Genomic DNA, 17,082 nt, shown 5'->3' with positions numbered 1-17,082 from the left:
AGGTCTCTCGGTCATCGGGTCAGCGCTCGCGGCCGTGCTGATCGCGTCATCGGGTGAAGCCGAAGAGAACGGCCCCGAAACCGACTGTCCAGGGTCCTCTGCTGACTATTGACCCGATGAATCTCGTTAGCTAGTGTCGCCAGCACCTCGATGTCGGCTCAATCTAGCCCTCTGACCCGACGACTCGACCGACCCGAAGGAGTGTCAGCGTGCCGACGAGCGCCCCGTCCCCGTTCCAGACCACGACGCGACGCCTGCTGCGCGACATGCACATCCCCGAGTGGGACGAGCAGTTCCTGTCCGACTACGACCCCGAGCGCCTCGCCGCCTCGTGCGCCGACGCCGGGCTCAACGCGGTGATGATCTACGCGAAGTCGCACCTCGGCCTCTGCACCTACCCGACGAGGATCGGCAGGATGCACCCGCGGCTCGAGGGCCGCGACGTGCTCGGCGAGCTGAACGACGCGCTGCGGAGCCGCGGGCTGGCGACCGCCGCGTACCAGAGCATCACCTTCGACAACTGGGCCGCCGAGACGCACCCGGACTGGGCGCAGGTCGACCAGGGGCTGGGCGGGCCGATGCACGGCTACACGCGCTACGGCGTGTGCTGCCCGAACAACGCGGGCTACCGCGCGTACGAGCTCGGCATCCTCGAGGAGATCCTCACGGGCTACACGTGGGACGCGCTGTGGCTCGACATGATCTTCTTCCTCGCCGTCTGCAGCTGCGAGGCGTGCCGCGACCGCTTCCGGCGCGAGGACGGCCTGGAGATCCCGGGCACCGTCGACTGGACCGATCCGACCTGGGCGGCGTTCCAGGAGGCGCGCCGACGCTGGATCTCCGAGTTCACGGCCGAGCTGATGGACCGGGCGCTCGAGCTGCGGCCCGGCCTCGCCGTCACCCACAACCTGGCCAACGCGCTGTCCGGCTGGCGGTGCGCGCAGCCCCTGTCGAGCGGCCGGCTCGACACGTACACGTCGATGGACCTCTACGGCGACCGCTTCGAGCAGCTCGTGGTCACCAAGATGGCCCAGCACCTGAGCCGGTCCCAGCCGGCCGAGCTGATGGTCAGCCTGGGCAAGGACCTGATCGACCATGTCTCGCTGAAGAGCAGCCAGGAGCTCGCCATGCAGGGGCTGGCGGCCAGCGCCGTCGGCTCCGCGTTCATCATCATCGACGGCATCGAGCCCGACGGCCGCGAGGTGGCGGGCAGCTTCGCGGCGATCGGCGAGACCGTCGAGCGGCTGAAGCCGTTCGAGCCGTACTTCGGGGGCACGCCGGTCGAGGACGTGGCGATCTACTTCTCCGACGACTCGTTCATGGACTTCGCGGACAACCGGACCCCGGTCACCGTCCCGCACAAGCTGGGCGGCGACCCGTTCCCGCACGTCGAGGCGGTCCGCGGTGCCGCCCGCGCGCTGTCCGAGGCGCACGTCGCCTTCGGGGTCGTCACGTCCAGCGACCTCGACCGGCTGGGCGACCACAAGGTGCTCGTCCTGCCGAACGTCTCCCGCACGAGCGCGGCGGAGGTGGCGGCGTTCCGCGCCTTCGTGGCCGCGGGCGGACGCCTGTACGCGAGCGGCTACACCTCCCTGGTCGACGTGCTCGGCCGGCGCCACGACGACTTCGCGCTCGCCGACGTGTTCGGCGTGTCGATCGCGGGCGAGGAGCAGGGCCGCGTCGCCTACCTGCAGCCCGCCGACGAGGGCGTCCGCGCGGCCGTGTGGCCGCAGCACAGCCTGAGCCACCCGTACAACCTGCACTTCGGCCAGGTCTACGAACCCCGGCCGCTCTGCACCTCGCCCCGGCTGGGGGAGGCGTCCGGCGAGGTGCTGGCCACGCTGACGCTGCCGTACGCGGACAGCGCGGACTGGGGTTCGGTGGACCGCAAGACCTGGGCGGCGATCCACGCGGCCCCGCCGTGGCGCCGGACCGAGACCCCGGTCCTCGTGCAGAACCGGTTCGGGGCCGGGACGGCCGTCTACAGCGCCTTCGACCTCGAGACCTCGCCGACCCCGGCCAACCGGCGGCTGTTCACGGCGCTCGTCGAGCGGCTGCTCGGCGACGACGTCAGCGTCTCCGCCCGCGGCAGCGACGGCGTCTGGCTGTCCGTCTTCGACCAGGCCGAGGAGTCGCGGCTGCTCGTCACCCTGCTGAGCTACTCCACCGACCGGGTCCCGAGCGTGCCGACGGTCACCGTCGTGGTGCCCGCCTGGGCCGACCGCACCTTCGGCGCCGTCGAGGCCGGTCCGGGGGCCGAGGTCATCGACGTGGCGGACGTCGACGGCCGCCACGAGGTCACGCTGCGGGTCCACGACGGTCTGGCGTACGTGCTCGTCGGCTACGAGCGGGTCGGCGTCCCCGGGGACGCGCCCGGCGGTGCCGGCGAAGCCCGATGACGTCCGCGACCACGTCGCCGTTCCTCCCGCGCCTCGGTCTCGGGACCGTCGCGCTGGGCGGGCTCTACGCACCCGTCAAGGCCGACGAGGCGCAGGCGGTGCTGGAGCACGCCGTGCACCGGGGCGTCCGCTACGTCGACACCGCCCCGATGTACGGGCTGACGACCGCCGAGCGCCGCATCGGGACGTTCCTCGACCGGACCGGGTGCCGTGACGACCTGGTCCTCAGCACGAAGGCCGGCCGGCTGCTCGGTCCGCGTCGGCTGCACCCGCAGGACACCGGCGGGCTCGGGTTCGGCTGGCGCAGCGGGGGACCGTTCGTCGAGCGCTGGGACTACTCGTACGACGGCGTCCTCCGCTCGGTGGAGGACAGCCTGAACCGCCTCGGCGTCGACCGTCTCGACGTCCTCCACCTGCACGACATCGGCGTCGCCACGCACGGCGCGGCCAACGCCGGCCACGTCGCCGCGCTCCGGGCCGGCGGCTACCGGGCCCTCGACGACCTGCGGGCTGCGGGGGTCGTCAACCGCATCGGCGTCGGGGTCAACGAGACCGCGGCGGTCGACGCGGTGCTGGAGGACATCGACCTCGACTGCGCCCTCGTCGCCGGCTGCTTCACCCTGCTCGACCAGCCCGAGGACGAGGCCTTCTTCGGCCGCTGCGCGGACCGGGGCGTGGCGCTCGTCGCCGGCGGCATCTACGCGGCGGGCGCCCTCACCGGGGCCGGTCGCTACGCGTACGCCGACGCCCCCGCCGAGGTTCTGACCCGGGTGGCGCGGCTCCAGGCCGTCTGCGCCCGGCACCGGGTCGCCCTGCCCGCCGCGGCGGCGCAGCTCGTCGCCGCGAACCCCGGCTTCACCAGCCTGCTGATCGGCCCGCGCAGCGTCGCCGAGCTGGACCAGAACCTCGCCTGGCTCGCGGAACCGGTCCCGGCCGACCTGTGGGCCGAGCTCGTCGCCGAGGGGCTGCTCCCCGAGCGGTGGGCCCCGGCCTCGGGCCGCCCGACCGTCATCACCACCGACGGGGAGGTCGCGGCGTGATCGACGCCCACCTGCACCTGTGGCGGCTCGACCGCGGGGACTACGACTGGCTGGCCGACGAGGACCCCGCGCTGCGGCGCGACTTCACCGTCGCCGACTGGACAAGCGTCGCCGCCCCCCTGGGGATCGACGCCGCCGTGCTCGTCCAGGCCGCGCCGACGACCGCGGAGACCGCGTACGTCGAGGAGCTCGCGGCGTCGCACCCCACGCACCTCCTCGGGGTCGTCGGCTGGTGCGACCTGGCGGCCCCGCGCGCCGCGGCAGCGATCCGCGACCGCGAGCCGTCGGCCCTGGTCGCCCTGCGTCCCTGGCTCCAGGCGATCGACGACCCGGACTGGGTCCTCGCGCCCGCGGTGATGTCGTCGCTGGCCGCGATGCAGGCGCGCGGGCTCGTCTACGAGGCCCTGGTCCGACCCGTCCACCTCTCCCGCGTCCTCGCGGTCGCTCGCCGGCTGCCCGGCTTGCGGATCGTGGTCGACCACGGGGCCAAGCCCGACGTCGCCGCGGGCGGGTCGCCCGGGTGGGCCGCTGACCTCGCCGACCTCGCCGCCTGCCCGAACGTCTTCTGCAAGGTCTCCGGGCTGCTCACCGAGGCCGCGCCCGACCAGGGCCGTGACGACCTCCGCCCCTACGTCGAGACGATCCTCGAGCGCTTCGGTCCGACCCGTGTGATGTGGGGCAGCGACTGGCCGGTGGTGACGACCCGCGCCGCGTACGGAGACTGGTTCGAGATGGCGGTCGGGCTCGTGCCGGCCGCGTGGCACGCGGACGTGTTCGACGGCACCGTACGGCGGGCCTACGGGCTGCCCGCACCGACGACAGGAGACCAGCGATGACGGCACAGACGGCACCGGGCACGACCCCGGGCACGGGGCAGGGCTTCGCGCTGGGCCCGGCCGACAGCCCCGACGCGGGCGGCGCCGCGGTCCCGCTCGTGCTCGGCGGTTCGCGGCGCGCGACCATCCGGCTGCACGCGGACGACGACGTCGTCATCGCCTGCTACCCGCTCAGCGCCGGCGACCACCTGGACGCCGAGGGCGTCACCGTCCGGGCCGAGGTGCCGGCCGGGCACAAGGTCGCCACGCGCACCGTGGCCGTGGGTGCGCCGGTGCTCCGCTACGGGCAGGTCATCGGTACCGCCTCGGCCGCGATCGCCGTGGGCGACCACGTCCACACGCACAACCTCGAGATGTCGGAGTTCGCCCGCGACCCCGCGCCGTCGGTGGACAGCCGTCCCACGCAACTCGTGGAGCAGCCGCGCACCTTCGAGGGCATCCGCCGCGCGGACGGGCGGGCGGCCACCCGCAACTACGTCGGCATCGTCAGCAGCGTCAACTGCTCGGCGACCGTCGTCCGCGCCATCGCCGACGCCTTCCGGCGTACGGACGCCGACCCGGGGCGCCTCGCGGACTACCCGAACGTGGACGGCGTCGTGGCGCTCGTGCACGAGACGGGCTGCGCCGTCGACCCGGCCGGCGAGGGCTTCGCGGTCCTGCGCCGGACCCTGCAGGGCTACGCCGAGCACGCCAACTTCGGCGGGATCCTCATGATCGGGCTCGGGTGCGAGACCAACCAGGTCGAGGAGATCCCGGTCGGCCAGGGCGACGGGCCGCTGCTCACCCGCTTCACCATCCAGGACGTGGGCGGCACGACCCGGGCGATCGCCCAGGGCATCGCCCTGGTCGAGGCCATGCTGCCGACCGTGAACGACGTCGTCCGCGAGCCGATCCCGCTCTCGGAGCTGACGGTCGGGCTGCAGTGCGGCGGTTCCGACGGCTACTCCGGCATCACGGCCAACCCCGCGCTCGGCCACGCCGTCGACCTGCTCGTCCGCCACGGCGGCACGGCGATCCTCTCCGAGACCCCGGAGATCTACGGCGCCGAGCACCTGCTGACCCGCCGGGCCCGGACGCCCGAGGTGGCGGACAAGCTGCTGCGCCGGTTCGACTGGTGGCTCGCGTACGCCGAGCGGATGGGCGCCGAGCTCAACAACAACCCGTCGACCGGCAACAAGGCCGGCGGGCTGACCACCGTGCTCGAGAAGTCGCTCGGCGGGGTGACCAAGGGCGGCACGACCGACCTCGTCGACGTCTACACGTACGCCGAGCGGGTGACCGCGCACGGGCTGGTGTTCATGGACACGCCCGGCTTCGACCCGGTGTCGGCCACCGGCCAGGTCGCGGGCGGGGCGAACCTCATCTGCTTCACCACCGGCCGCGGCTCGGCGTACGGCTGCCAGCCCACGCCGTCGCTCAAGATCGCCACCAACAGCCTGCTGTGGGACCGCCAGCGCGACGACATGGACCTGAACGCCGGCGAGATCGTGGGCGGGCGGCGCTCGATCGCGGAGGTCGGCGACGAGATCTTCGAGGCCATGATCGACTGCGCCTCCGGCCGCCGGTCGCGCAGCGAGCTGCACGGCTACGGGCAGAACGAGTTCGCCCCGTGGCAGCTCTCCGCCGTCATGTGACCCCAGCGACGACCGCACGACAGGAGGAACGATGAAGGACCCGCTGGGAGGCGCCGGATGCTGAGGTACCCGCTCACGCACCCGGAGATCCTGGACGCGCTCGGCTCCGCCGGGCACGGGTCGCGCGTCCTCCTCGCCGATGCGAACTACCCGTTCCGGACGGCGGCCGGGCCGCACGCGCGCCTGGTCTACCTGAACGTGCGCCCCGGGCTCGTGGGCGTCGTCGACATGCTCGCCGTCCTGAGCACCGCGGTCGTCGTCGAGGAGGCCCTGGTGATGCTGCCCGAGACCGGCCCGGAGCCGGAGGTCTTCGCCGCGTTCCGCCAGCTGCTGCCGGACCTCGAGCTCCCCGGGGTCCCGCGGCAGGCGTTCTACGCCGCCGCTCGTTCCGAGGACGTCGCCCTGGTCATCGCCACGGGGGAGCAGCGGCTATACGCCAACATCCTCCTGACCCTGGGCGTCGCCGCGGGCTGAGCTCGCACCTCCGTCAGCGCAGGCCGAGGTGCTCGCGCACCGGTCCGGAGACGCGCGCGAGCGCGGCTCCGAGCTGACGCTGCTGCGTGGCGCTGAGCGGGTCGAACACCAGCCGCCGGACCTGCTCGACGTGGCCGGGCGCGCAGTCGACGACCTTCCGCCGACCGCTCTCCGTCAGCGTCGCCACGGTGTAGCGACCGTTTTCCGGGTCGGGGCGGCGGGTCACCCAGCCCTGCTGCTCGAAGCGGACCATCACCTTCGACAGCCGCGGCAGGGTGCTGGTGCACTGCGCGGCCAGGTCGCTGAGCCGCATGGACGACGTCTCGGTCATCGACAGCCGGGCCAGCACGCTGTACTCGAAGTTCGAGATCCCGGCGTCCGCCTCCAGCTGCCGGTCCAGGAGCGCGGGCAGACCGATGACCACCGTGAGCAGGTCCTGCCACAGGTCCTGCTGCTCGTCGTCGAGCCACCGCGTCGGGCTGGTCATCCCCGCATCGTACTTGCCTAGGCAATGGTCGGGACGTACCTGCCCGAACGACGACACGGACTCGAAGCGGGCGCTGACGAGCGCTTGACTTGCCTAGGCAAGCGTGGCACCGTCGAATCACTTGCTCAGGCAAGTCAAGGGCTTCCTGCCCGCCGCCGTCACCGTCACGCCCAAGGAGACAGACATGAAGGCCGTCCGCTACCACGAGTTCGGCAGCACCGAGGTCCTGCGCCACGAGGAGGTCGAACGCCCGGTGCCCGGTCCGGGCCAAGTGCTCGTCGAGGTGGCCGCCACCTCGTTCAACCCCGTCGACGACCACATACGCCTGGGCGTGCTCGCGGAGATGATCCCGACACCGCTGCCGATCACCCCCGGCCTGGACCTCGCGGGCACCGTCGTCGAGCTCGGGGCCGGGGTGGACGGGGTCGCGCCGGGCGACCGGGTCGTCGCCATGCTCCCGCTCGACGTGCACGGCGGCGCTGCGGAGTACGCGGTCGTGGCGGCCGACCTGCTGGCCAGCGCGCCTCGGACCGTCGACCTGGCCGACGCCGCGTCGCTGCCGCTGGCCGGGCTCGCCGCGATGCAGGCGGTCGTCGAGCTCGCCGAGGTCCGCGCCGGTCAGACCGTCCTCGTCGTCGGCGCGGGGGGAGCGGTGGGCAGCATCGTGGTCCAGCTCGCCGTCGACGCCGGCGCGACGGTGACCGCGGTCGACGGTCCCGAGCACGACGACCGGCTGCGCGGCTACGGCGCCCGGGTCGTCGGCCCGCTGGACCTGGACGCGGGCCCCGCCGCGGTGTCCGGGCCGTTCGACGTCGTGGTCAACCACGTACGCCTGCCGGCAGAGGACCTGGCGCGGCTGACCGCCTTCGTGGCCGACGGCGGGATCGTCGTCAGCTCGGCCGGCCCGGTGCCGGCCGACGAGGCGCGGTCGGTGCGCACGGCCGGGGTGTGGGTCAGGCCCGACACCGCCCACCTCGCCGACCTGGTGACGCGGGTGGACGCGGGCCGGCTCCGCCTCCACGTCGTCGACCGCCGCACGTTGGCGGAGCTGCCGGCCGTGCACGAGGACGCCGGCCAGGGCCGTCTGCCGGGGAAGACCGTCATCCTCGTCGCCTGAACCACCGGCACGTACGGGCGCTGCCCGCTCGCACCGGGCGGCGCCCGACGGGTCAGCCCGGCTGCTCCTCGCGCAACGAGCCCCAGGCGTGCCACCGCTCGACCTCGAGGCGCACGGCCACCCGGGGGTGCACGCGGTCCGGGTACGGGTTGCCGGTGTAGTGGGTCGACAGCCGGTCGATCTCCTGGAGCCCGACGTCCTCGGTGACCGGCCCGACCCGTCCCTGCAGGCTGACGTGGGTGTACCAGTCGTCCGCGGCGAGCACGGTCAGGGAGACGCGGGGGTCGCGCTTCAGGTGCTTGAGCCGGGCGCGCGTGGCGTCGAGCCCCAGCAGGACGCGGCCGTCGTCCTCGAGCAGGTACCAGGTGGCGACGGTGACGGGACGACCGTCGGCGGCGAGCGTGGCCATCACCGCCGGGTTCGGTCGGCGCAGCAGGTCGAGGACCCGGGGAGGCATCGGCATGTCGGACATCTCCCGCACGCTACTCGCGAGCCCCGGTCGAGCGGCAGGGGTCGTCGGCTCGGCCCGGCTCCCGGTCCTCGGCCGGGTCAGGGCCGGGGTGCCCGGCGCAGCCGACGGCCCTGCGGGAACGCCCTACCCTGGTCGGCCAGGCCGGGGAACTCCGCCTGGTAGCGGCGGGCGAGCCGCGACGTGAGCGCGGCGGCCTCGATGGGCGTGCCGCTGGCGTCGGCGGCCGCGCACAGGGCGGGGGCGACGAGGGCGCGGAGGGCCCGGCCCTGACCCGAGCCCGGCCGCTCCGCGACGTGGCAGAAGACGAACCAGCCGCCGCGCCGGACGGCGACCGCGAGGACGGCGTCGCGGGCCGGCGTGAGGTAGTAGCGCGTGCCCGGCCGGACGGTCAGCGCGGTCTGCAGCGCCAGGGCGGCGGGCAGCAGCGGCCAGAACGCCCCGGCCGCGAGCGCGCACGCCACCCGCGTTCCCGCCGGGTTGCCCGTGGTGGTCGCCGCCACCACGAACCCGCGCTCCACCAGCCAGGCCAGCCGCCCGACGTCGGCGAGGTCGGCCGTGACCGTCCCGTCGATGGAGCGCGGTGGCGGCGGCGGTCGGCGACGCGTACCGGGCGGTCTCACCCGACCATGGTCCGCCAGACCGCCGTGCGTCCTGCCGCCGACGGGCAGGGCGACCGCGCGACGACGACCAGCGGCGGCGAAGACCGGTCCCCGTACGTCAGGAGGTTCGGTCAGGCCCGGGCCAGCGGACCGCGCCCTCGGCGGGCCGCGACGACGAACCCGACGAGCACCGCCAGGCCGACGACGGCGACCACGACGTGCACCGGCCGGCTGGAGGAGCCGTCCCACGTGGCGTGGAGCGCCACGGCCGCGAGGAACGTCACGACGAAGCCCAGGACGGCCCGGCCCCGGTGCGGCGCGGACCGGATGCGCCAGAGCATGGCGGCCGTCATCCCGGTCCAGGCGATGTGGCAGGCCGGGGAGAGCAGCCCCCGCAGGAGGAGGGTGCCGTCGACGGCGCTGACACCGCCCGAGGAGAGCAGGGCCTGGAAGCCGTAGCCCATCGTCTCGAGCGTGGCGAAGCCGGTCCCGGCGGCGACGCCGATGACTACGCCTCCCCGCGGGTCGGTCGGGTGCCAGACGAGGTAGAGCACGACGGGGACGACGAGCTTGGCGGCCTCCTCGATGAACCCGACGAGCAGCATCGGCACCGTCCCCAGCTGGCGCATGGTGTCGTACTCGAGGAGCCCGGCCGCCACCACGCCCACGATCCCGCCGACCACGGCGGTCAGCAGGGCCGCCCAGCCGGGCACGAGAGGCGTGTCCCCGAGCTCCTCGGCCAGGACGAGGACCGACAGCGGGACCGTCACGGCACCGATCAGCAGCAGCGCGGGGAAGAGGTTGACGTTCGAGGTGATCACCAGGACGCGCAGGACCACGAGGTAGGCCGCTACCCCGCCGACCAGGACCAGGAGCCAGGACCAGCGCGCGGCCGACGTGCCGCCCGTACGCGGGGTCGCGACTAGCCGGGTCGCGGCGGGTCCGGCGGTGGACGGGTGGCTGCTGCTCATGGTTCTCCTGGTCTCGGGCGATGGCGTTGGCGGCGAAGCGGCAGGGGTGCTGACCGGCGCCGGGGTCTCGAGCGGAGCGTCGCGGCCTCAGCGCGAGCCGAGGAGGGCCTGCGGATGCGCGGCCGACTCCGCGACCGCGGCCTCGAGGAGGTCGGCGACCAGGGTGGAGCCGGTCGCCGCGTCGAGGAACCGGCGCCCGCTGGGGCTGAGGGCACCTCGGCGGGCCGCGTCGTGGACGATCTCCCGCACGCTCTCGCGCCGACCGGGGGAGAGCGACGCCACGACGCGATCGGCCTCGGCGACCAGCGCGGGATCCACCGTCACCTCCCCGGGACGGGGACGATGCCCTGCGTCCCCCTGGCGAAGGTGGCGAGCGTCTCGACGGGGATGTTGAGGTGGGCCGAGACGAGCGCCGGCGGGAGGTGGCTGAGCCAGTTCGCGAGCGACACCTCCTCGTAGCGGTCGCTGCGGAACGTCTCGATGTAGACCAGCACGTCGTCGCCCGTGTTCTCGACGTAGTGGCCGAGGTTGCGACGGACCACCCCGACGTCTCCGGCCTTGAAGTCGGTCGTGTTCGCGTGCGGACCGGTGTTGAACACGGTCATGCGGCCCTGGCCCTGCAGGTAGTACTGCCACTCGTCGGCGTTCGGGTGCCAGTGCAGCTCGCGCATCGAGCCCGGGTTGATCGTGGTGAGGGCGGCGGCGACGGTGGTCGAGGCGCGGAAGTTCGTGCTGTCGGCGATCTGGATCTTCCCGCCGCTGTTCTCGTGGACGGGCGTCGAGCGGGACAGGCGGAAGATCACGGGCTCGTCGCCCCACTCCACGCCGGCGGCGGCCTGGTCGGCCTCGAGGTCGCCGGGGACCTCGCCGGGGAAGATCCACAGGTTGTGCAGCGGTATGTCGGCGAAGACCTCCTGGGCGACGCCGAAGTTCTTCGCCAGGACCTCCGGCGGCGTGTGGGCGAACCAGTCGGTGAGGAGCAGGGTGTTGCTCTCCGACTGCTCGCCGTCGTCGAAGGCGAGCACGAACTCGGCCCCGTCGGGCCCCAGGCCCTGCAGGGAGTGCGGCAGCCCGGCGGGGAAGTACCAGAGGTCGCCCGCCTCCACGTCCTCGACGCTCGGCAGCCCCTGCCGGCCGAGCGTGGTGATCCGGCACCGGCCGCGGGTCATCAGCGCCCACTCGGCGGTCTGATGCCAGTGCAGCTCCCGGATCGCGCCGGCCTCGAGGTACATGTTCACGCCCGCGATCTCGTCGGACAGCGCGAAGTCGGCCTTGGTCAGCTCCCGGGCCCAGCCCCCGTCCTGCACGCGGCGCGGCGAGATGTTGAACGAGGACCAGAAGAAGGCCTGCGTGCTGACGTCGGTGGCGGGGGCGACCATCTGGTCGGGGAACTGGCTCTCGACGACGAGGTTCTGGGGGCCCGTCATCGTGGTGCTCGCCGGGTCGTCCGCGGTGTTGCCGACACCCTCGGCGGGCAGGTCGGGGTTCCCGAAGCTCGCGGGCTCGTGGTGCGGCGCATCCTGCCGGTCGGGGGTCACGGTTCTCCTTCGTGGACGGGACCGCCATTCGAGCAGGGCCGGGCCGCCCGGCGCCCGCGACAAATGACGCAAGTCGGCGGGCCCGTGGACGCGCTGGGCGTCGGGCTGCCCCGGCCGTACGCGGGACCGCGTCACCGGCCGACGACCACCACCAGCCCGAGCGCGAGGCCGGCCAGGACGAGGGCCAACGCGGTCAGCTCCTGCCACACCCGCTGGTGCCGGGCCGCCCGCGCGCTCACGGCGCGGTCGACCGGCAGCCTGGCGATGACCGCCCCGAGAGCCAGGTAGGGCGCGACGAGCCCGACCAGGAAGACCAGCACGTCGAGCGGTCGGAGGTCGACGGAGGTCGAGGCGACGGTGCGCACCACCAGGTACATCGTCGCGGGCCCGGTCGTGCTCACCAGGCTCTCGCCGGCGACGACGGCCAGCAGGACGCCGGGCCGGTCGAGGTCGGTCCGTCGTCGGGCCCGCCGCGTGGGCCGGCCCCGGCGGAGCCAGCGCCAGGTCCCCGCGAGCACCAGGAGCAGCGCGGCGACGAGGTCCAGCCAGCGCAGGGTCAGGAGGTGGCGCAGGCCGTCCCGGGACAGGGCGGACAGCAGGACCGTCCCGAACGCGACCGTCACGCCCGCCAGCACGACCGCCGCAAGGACCACGCCGAGCGTCACGACCGCCACCCGGCGCCAGACGGTCGACGTGTCGCGAGCGGTCCGCAGCTCGATGCCGAAGGTCGTGGGGCTGAACGCCATCACGAGCCCCAGGCCCAGCAGCACGACCAGGGCCTGGACCACGGCGACAGTCTCCCCCTCCACGGCGGCACGACGACGGCACCGCGGACGTTCGCGGTCGAGGCCGCCACGCCGGTGGTGACAGGCCGGGGACGCCCGCGGAGGTCAGGCGCCCTCGGCCTGCTGCTCCTGCTTCGCCAGGTCCCCGATCTCGAGGTCGGCGTCCCGGTACGCGGCCGTGTCGGGCAGGACCAGCCGCAGCTCCGAGATCGGGCAGATCGAGACCCGGCCCGCGGTCAGCACGAGGTCGAGGACGTGCCCTCCGTGCGCCCGGGCGTGGTCGATGTAGTGCACGTGGTAGCCGGCCACGGAGATCGCCGCCTCGAGACGGGGTGTGCGGAAGGCCGCGACCGTCCCCTGGCTGTCCGTCAGCGACCCGACCGCCTCGTGGGCCGTCGCCTCGACCAGGGGCGGGTACGGGCGGTGCTGCGCGCTGACGGTCCGGGTGCGGATCGTGGAGAACGTCCCCTCGACCCGTACCGCGACGGGAAGGTTCTCACCCCCGGTCACCTGGTCGATCCTGGTCGTCAGGTCGGCCAGCGTCGTGGGCTGCGTGACGTCGAAGCCCTCGCGCTCCGCGAAGGTCATGACCGCGGCGTACGGCGTCAGGTCCGTGCCCGCCGCGACGCTCACGCTGCCGTCGTCCCGCAGGTGGTAGCAGACGCCGTCGACGACGACCATCCCGCCGTCCAGCCCGTTGAACGTGCCCAGACCGAAGTCGCCGTGGGTCAACAGCTCCGCGATCGTGACGTCGCCGTCGTAGAGGCCCGCCAGCAGCGCCGCCATCGTCGACGTCTGGTAGACCGCGTAGTCGTCGACCGGGTCGACCCTCGTGACGTGCCCGTCGCCGCTCATTCGAACGACGCCTCGTCGAGGTGGGCGGCGATGTCGGCGTTGCGGCTGTAGTCGACCGCGACGTCGATGATCGACACCCCGTCCTCGGCCAACGACGCGCGCAGCGCCGCCTCGAACTCCTCGTACCCCGTGACCCTGCGGCCCTTGGCGCCGAACGCCGCGGCGAAGTGCTCGACGTCGTAGTCGCCCAGCTGGACCCCGGAGGTGCGGCCGTACTTCAGCTCCTCCTGGAAGCCCACCATGTCGTACGTGTTGTCGCGCATGATCACGTGGGTGAACGAGACGCCGAGGCGCCGGGCGGTCTCGAGCTCCTGCGCGGAGAACAGGAACCCGCCGTCGCCGGAGACGGACACGACCTGCGTCCCCGGGCGGACGAGCGCGGACGCGATGCCCCAGGGCAGCGCGACGCCGAGGGTCTGCTGACCGTTCGAGAACAGCAGGTGCCGGGGTTCGTAGACGCGGAAGTGCCGGGCCATGAAGATGTAGTTCGAGCCGATGTCGCACGCGACGGTGGCGTCCTCGTCGAGGAGGTCATGCATCAGCAGGACCAGCCGCGCCGGGTCCACCAGCCCGGCGCCCGCCTCGGCCGTCCGGGCGCGGTCGTCGATCAGCGTCAGCTCGTGGCGGAGCTCGGCGGACCGCGCCGCTGCGGCGTCGGAGATCGTCAGGCCGGCCAGCGCGGGACGCAGCGCGTCGATCGTGGCGGCGACGTCGCCCCTCAGCTCGAGGCTCGGGCGGTAGTGGTTGTCGTACGGCGCCACGACGGAGTCGACGTGGATGATGCGGCGGCCCGGGTCGGCGTTCCAGATCACGGGGTCGTACTCGACGGCGTCGTAGCCGACCGCGATCACCAGGTCGGACTCGTTGAGCGCCAGGTCGGCGGGCTGGTTCTTGAAGAGCCCGACCCGGCCGAGGTAGTGGTCCTCGAGGTCCCGCGAGACGAGCCCGGCGGCCTGGAACGTCTCGATCACCGGCAGGTCGGTGTCCCGGACCAGAGCCCGGAGCGCCCGGGTGCCGTCGACGTCGGCGCCGCGGAGACCGACCAGGAGCACCGGGCGCTCGGCGGCGCGGACGAGCTCCGCCGCGGCCTCGACGTCCGCGGGTGCGGCCGGCCCGGGCCTCGGCGCGGGGAGCACCCGCCCGCCCGCGGACGCCGCCGACGGGGAGGCGGCCATCACGCTGGCGGACAGCACGACCGCCGCCGCCCCCTTCGGCTCCGTGGTCGCGACCCGGAAGGCGTTCACGACGGCCTCGGAGACGTCGTCGGGGTCGGTCGACTCGACCGTCGACTTCGTCACGGTCGTGAGGAAGGCCGCCGCGTCCATCGACTGGTGGGTGCGCTTGAGCCGGTCGGACAGCTGCACGGCGCCGCACAGGGCCACGACCGGGTCCTGCTCGGTGTTGGCGGTCAGCAGCCCGGTGGCGAGGTTCGTCGTACCGGGTCCGGAGGTCACGAGCACCACGCCGGGGACGCCGGTCAGCCGGCCGACGGCGGCGGCCATGAAGGCCGCGTTCTGCTCGTGCCGGCAGACGACGAGCTCGGGGCCGCCGTCGTTGGTGGCGTCGAAGACGGCGTCGACCTTGGCGCCCGGGATGCCGAAGATGTACTTCACCCCTGCGGAAGCCACCACCTCGATCACGTGGTTCGCGCTGCGGGACGGTTCGGTGGCGGTCACGTCCTACCTCCTCTGCTGGGGGCGGTCCGCCCCTCGAGAAGGAACGTACGGAGATGTCGCGGGCAGGTCTTGCACGCCTGGAACCAAGCCGGTTCGTCGTTTGTCGAGCCACCCACGAGACCGCTCCGGGCCGTCAGAGCCGGCCCGTCGCCTCCCAGAAGTGCATGAGCTTGAGGCAGAGGTGCAGGGCGCTGCGCTGCATCCCGTCGGCGAGGGCCTCCCGTACGACCTCCGGGAGGTGGTCGAGCCGGTAGTACAGGGTCGTCCGGTGGACGTGCAGCCGCTGGCACGCGTCCTTCGCCTGGCCGCAGGCGTCCAGGTAGGTCTCGACCGTCTCCCGCTGCAGGCTGTCGCCGCCCGACCACAGGACGTGCGCGGCGGGGGAGAACCTCGCCAGCTGCGCCCGGTCGGCCACGACCGAGGAGAGCATCAGCCAGGCGCCGAGCTCGGAGATGTCGGCGGTGCCGGGGCGGTGGGGGATCCGGCGTACGAGCGCGGCCGCGGTCACGGCCTGCGCGGCCGCCTCGCCGAGGTCGTCGTCGTCGCGGTCGTGGTGGGCCGACCCGACGGCACGGACCACGATGCTGCGCCGGCGCGCCTCGCTGCGGAGCGCCTCCTCGACCGCGTCCTTCGGCCACCGCGTGGAGACGAAGAGCAGGCACGCGTCGCGTTCGACCAGGAAGTGCAGGCGAGGGGTACGGCTGCCGGTGAAGTGGCGAGCGAGCGCCAGCCGCTCGACGGCGCTGCTGGACGCGAGGTCGAGGGCCCAGACGACGGTCTGCTCTCCGCGCGTCAGCCAGCCCGCGGCCACGGCGGCCACGAAGGTCCGCCGACGGGTCTCGACGTCCGCGTGGAGCAGTCGGTGGATGGCGGCCCGGCCGGACACCTCGTCGTCGGCGGGCCCCGCCGGCCTCAGGAGGTCGCGGGTGATGCTCACCGCCGCGTCGATCGAGGAGTAGTCGACCGAGGTCAGCGGAGGCAGGTCGCCCGTCGAGAGCCACAGCGTGGCGAGCGGCCGGTCCGCGTGTCGGACCGGGACGGCGAGCCGTTCCCGGCCGTCGACGGGCGCGAGGGTGACGCGCACGGCCTGCCGGGACTCGGCCGCGCCGGTCTGCTCGAGGTGGTTCCGGGTCGCGACCTGCGCGGGCCCCCGCAGCAGGTCGACGAGGTGCGCGCCTCCCGCGTCGCCGGCCCGCGTGCTCGTCGCCAGCGGGCGGTGCGCCCGGTCGTTGATCACCACCGAACGCCGCAGCGTGCTCGCCAGGGCCTCGGCGACGTCCTGGAGCATCGGCTGCCGCGTCCCGGCCGGCGAGGCGGGCAGGACGCCCGTGCCCGTCAGGCCCGGGTCGAGGCCGAGGTCGTACGGGGCAGGGCCCGGTGCGTCGGGCTCGAGCCGGAGATCCTGCGGTTCGGCGGTCATGCTGAGGGCCTCTCCGGGGCCACGTGGTGGAGGGCCTCGGTGATCAGGTCGACCACGGCGTGCGGGTCCCGGTGCATGACCAGGTGGGGGGCGCCGGCGACCTCGACCGTCCGCACCACCCCCGCTCGTGCGTAGCCGAAGCGTTGGACGTCGGGGTGGACGGCGCGGTCGGCGGCCGCGACGAGACCCCAGGCGGGCCTGCTCGACCAGGCCTCCCGGCTCGCGACCTCGCTGAAGGCGAGGGCCGACAGGGGCCGCTGCGCCACGGCCAGGACGCCGACGACGGCCGGGTCGACGCCGGCGGCGACGACGGCCGGGAAGGCGTCGATGCTCACGGACACGTCGGTGCCGTAGGTCCCGTCGGCCAGGACGAACGGCTCGTAGACGAGGTTCGCCGCGAGGTCGGCGTCGGGGAAGGCTCCCTGCAGCTGGCCCATGCTCTCGCCCTCCTGCAGCGCGAACGCCGCGACGTAGACCAGACCGACGACGTTGTCGGCGACGCCGGCGACGGTGACGACGGCGCCGCCGTACGCGTGGCCGACGAGCAGGACGGGCGCGCGGAGCCGCTCGACGAAGCCCCGGACGTGCAGGGCGTCACCGACCAGGCTGCGGTTCGGCACGGCGGGCACCCGCACGTCGTGGCCGGCGTCGAGCAGCAGGCGGGTCACCGGGGCCCAGCCGGCTGCGTCGAGGAAACCCCCGTGCACGAGGACGATCACGGTCATGGGCAGCCGTTCGACGAGGGGGACACAAAGGGCGATCTGTCGGCCGCTGTTCGG

Annotated in this window: 17 protein-coding genes; 6 read left to right on the top strand and 11 right to left on the bottom strand. The window is 73.8% G+C overall.

Annotation, left to right across the window (positions count from 1 at the left end; translation table 11 throughout):
- The first annotated feature begins 209 nt into the window (after nt 1-209).
- From ABD665_RS04215 to ABD665_RS04195, 5 genes are read left to right on the top strand one after another with little or no spacing between them, the layout of a single operon-like run.
- Nucleotides 210-2,399, top strand: coding sequence for an alpha-L-fucosidase (locus ABD665_RS04215; protein WP_204912094.1), 2,190 nt, complete (start codon nt 210-212; stop codon nt 2,397-2,399).
- Nucleotides 2,396-3,439 carry an aldo/keto reductase gene (locus ABD665_RS04210; RefSeq protein ID WP_204912095.1) on the top strand — a complete coding sequence of 348 codons (1,044 nt, stop codon included), beginning with the start codon at nt 2,396-2,398 and terminating at the stop codon, nt 3,437-3,439. The genes ABD665_RS04215 and ABD665_RS04210 overlap by 4 nt, the downstream gene beginning before the upstream one ends.
- Nucleotides 3,436-4,275, top strand: coding sequence for an amidohydrolase family protein (locus ABD665_RS04205; protein ID WP_204912096.1), 840 nt, complete (start codon nt 3,436-3,438; stop codon nt 4,273-4,275). Before ABD665_RS04210 ends, ABD665_RS04205 begins: the two co-directional genes overlap by 4 nt.
- Nucleotides 4,272-5,909, top strand: coding sequence for a UxaA family hydrolase (locus tag ABD665_RS04200; RefSeq protein WP_204912097.1), 1,638 nt, complete (start codon nt 4,272-4,274; stop codon nt 5,907-5,909). Before ABD665_RS04205 ends, ABD665_RS04200 begins: the two co-directional genes overlap by 4 nt.
- A gap of 57 nt (nt 5,910-5,966) precedes the next feature.
- Nucleotides 5,967-6,383 carry an RbsD/FucU family protein gene (locus tag ABD665_RS04195; protein ID WP_204912098.1) on the top strand — a complete coding sequence of 139 codons (417 nt, stop codon included), beginning with the start codon at nt 5,967-5,969 and terminating at the stop codon, nt 6,381-6,383.
- A 13-nt stretch (nt 6,384-6,396) separates the two neighbouring features.
- Here ABD665_RS04195 and ABD665_RS04190 read toward each other — a convergent pair whose 3' ends face one another.
- On the bottom strand, nt 6,397-6,870 hold the full coding sequence (locus ABD665_RS04190; protein ID WP_204912099.1) for a MarR family transcriptional regulator: 474 nt from the start codon (nt 6,868-6,870) through the stop codon (nt 6,397-6,399).
- 184 nt (nt 6,871-7,054) lie between these two features.
- Here ABD665_RS04190 and ABD665_RS04185 point away from each other — a divergent pair, with 184 nt between their 5' ends.
- Nucleotides 7,055-7,987, top strand: a complete 933-nt coding sequence (locus tag ABD665_RS04185) for an alcohol dehydrogenase catalytic domain-containing protein (RefSeq protein ID WP_204912100.1) — start codon at nt 7,055-7,057, stop codon at nt 7,985-7,987.
- 52 nt (nt 7,988-8,039) lie between these two features.
- Here the strand turns inward: ABD665_RS04185 and ABD665_RS04180 are convergent, their stop codons facing one another.
- The 10 genes from ABD665_RS04180 to ABD665_RS04135 form a co-directional block, all read right to left on the bottom strand.
- The gene (locus ABD665_RS04180; protein ID WP_204912101.1) at nt 8,040-8,459 is read right to left on the bottom strand and encodes a TIGR03618 family F420-dependent PPOX class oxidoreductase; all 420 of its coding nucleotides are present in this window, start codon (nt 8,457-8,459) and stop codon (nt 8,040-8,042) included.
- A 77-nt stretch (nt 8,460-8,536) separates the two neighbouring features.
- Nucleotides 8,537-9,079: a hypothetical protein gene (locus ABD665_RS04175; protein ID WP_204912102.1), complete on the bottom strand. Its 543-nt coding sequence runs from the start codon at nt 9,077-9,079 to the stop codon at nt 8,537-8,539.
- A gap of 110 nt (nt 9,080-9,189) precedes the next feature.
- A complete protein-coding gene (locus ABD665_RS04170) occupies nt 9,190-10,029 on the bottom strand; it encodes a PrsW family glutamic-type intramembrane protease (RefSeq protein WP_204912103.1) in 840 nt (279 codons plus the stop codon).
- Nucleotides 10,030-10,116: 87 nt separating this feature from the next.
- Nucleotides 10,117-10,347 carry a hypothetical protein gene (locus ABD665_RS04165; protein WP_204912104.1) on the bottom strand — a complete coding sequence of 77 codons (231 nt, stop codon included), beginning with the start codon at nt 10,345-10,347 and terminating at the stop codon, nt 10,117-10,119.
- 2 nt (nt 10,348-10,349) lie between these two features.
- Nucleotides 10,350-11,567: a cupin domain-containing protein gene (locus ABD665_RS04160; protein WP_204912105.1), complete on the bottom strand. Its 1,218-nt coding sequence runs from the start codon at nt 11,565-11,567 to the stop codon at nt 10,350-10,352.
- Between the two features lie 131 nt (nt 11,568-11,698).
- On the bottom strand, nt 11,699-12,355 hold the full coding sequence (locus ABD665_RS04155; RefSeq protein ID WP_204912106.1) for a hypothetical protein: 657 nt from the start codon (nt 12,353-12,355) through the stop codon (nt 11,699-11,701).
- A 102-nt stretch (nt 12,356-12,457) separates the two neighbouring features.
- Entirely contained in the window at nt 12,458-13,207 is a 750-nt protein-coding gene (gene budA, locus ABD665_RS04150; RefSeq protein ID WP_204912107.1) for an acetolactate decarboxylase, read from the bottom strand.
- Nucleotides 13,204-14,883: an acetolactate synthase AlsS gene (gene alsS, locus ABD665_RS04145; protein WP_204912108.1), complete on the bottom strand. Its 1,680-nt coding sequence runs from the start codon at nt 14,881-14,883 to the stop codon at nt 13,204-13,206. Before alsS ends, budA begins: the two co-directional genes overlap by 4 nt.
- A 133-nt stretch (nt 14,884-15,016) precedes the next feature.
- Nucleotides 15,017-16,303: a helix-turn-helix domain-containing protein gene (locus ABD665_RS04140; protein WP_204912109.1), complete on the bottom strand. Its 1,287-nt coding sequence runs from the start codon at nt 16,301-16,303 to the stop codon at nt 15,017-15,019.
- Nucleotides 16,300-17,028 (bottom strand): alpha/beta fold hydrolase, encoded by a 729-nt coding sequence (locus ABD665_RS04135; protein WP_204912110.1) that lies wholly within the window; start codon nt 17,026-17,028, stop codon nt 16,300-16,302. The genes ABD665_RS04140 and ABD665_RS04135 overlap by 4 nt, the downstream gene beginning before the upstream one ends.
- Nucleotides 17,029-17,082: the final 54 nt, after the last annotated feature.

The organism is Microlunatus spumicola, from assembly GCF_039536445.1.
Classification (GTDB): Bacteria; Actinomycetota; Actinomycetes; order Propionibacteriales; family Propionibacteriaceae; genus Microlunatus; species Microlunatus spumicola.
This window is presented reverse-complemented; position numbering and strand designations above follow the sequence as displayed.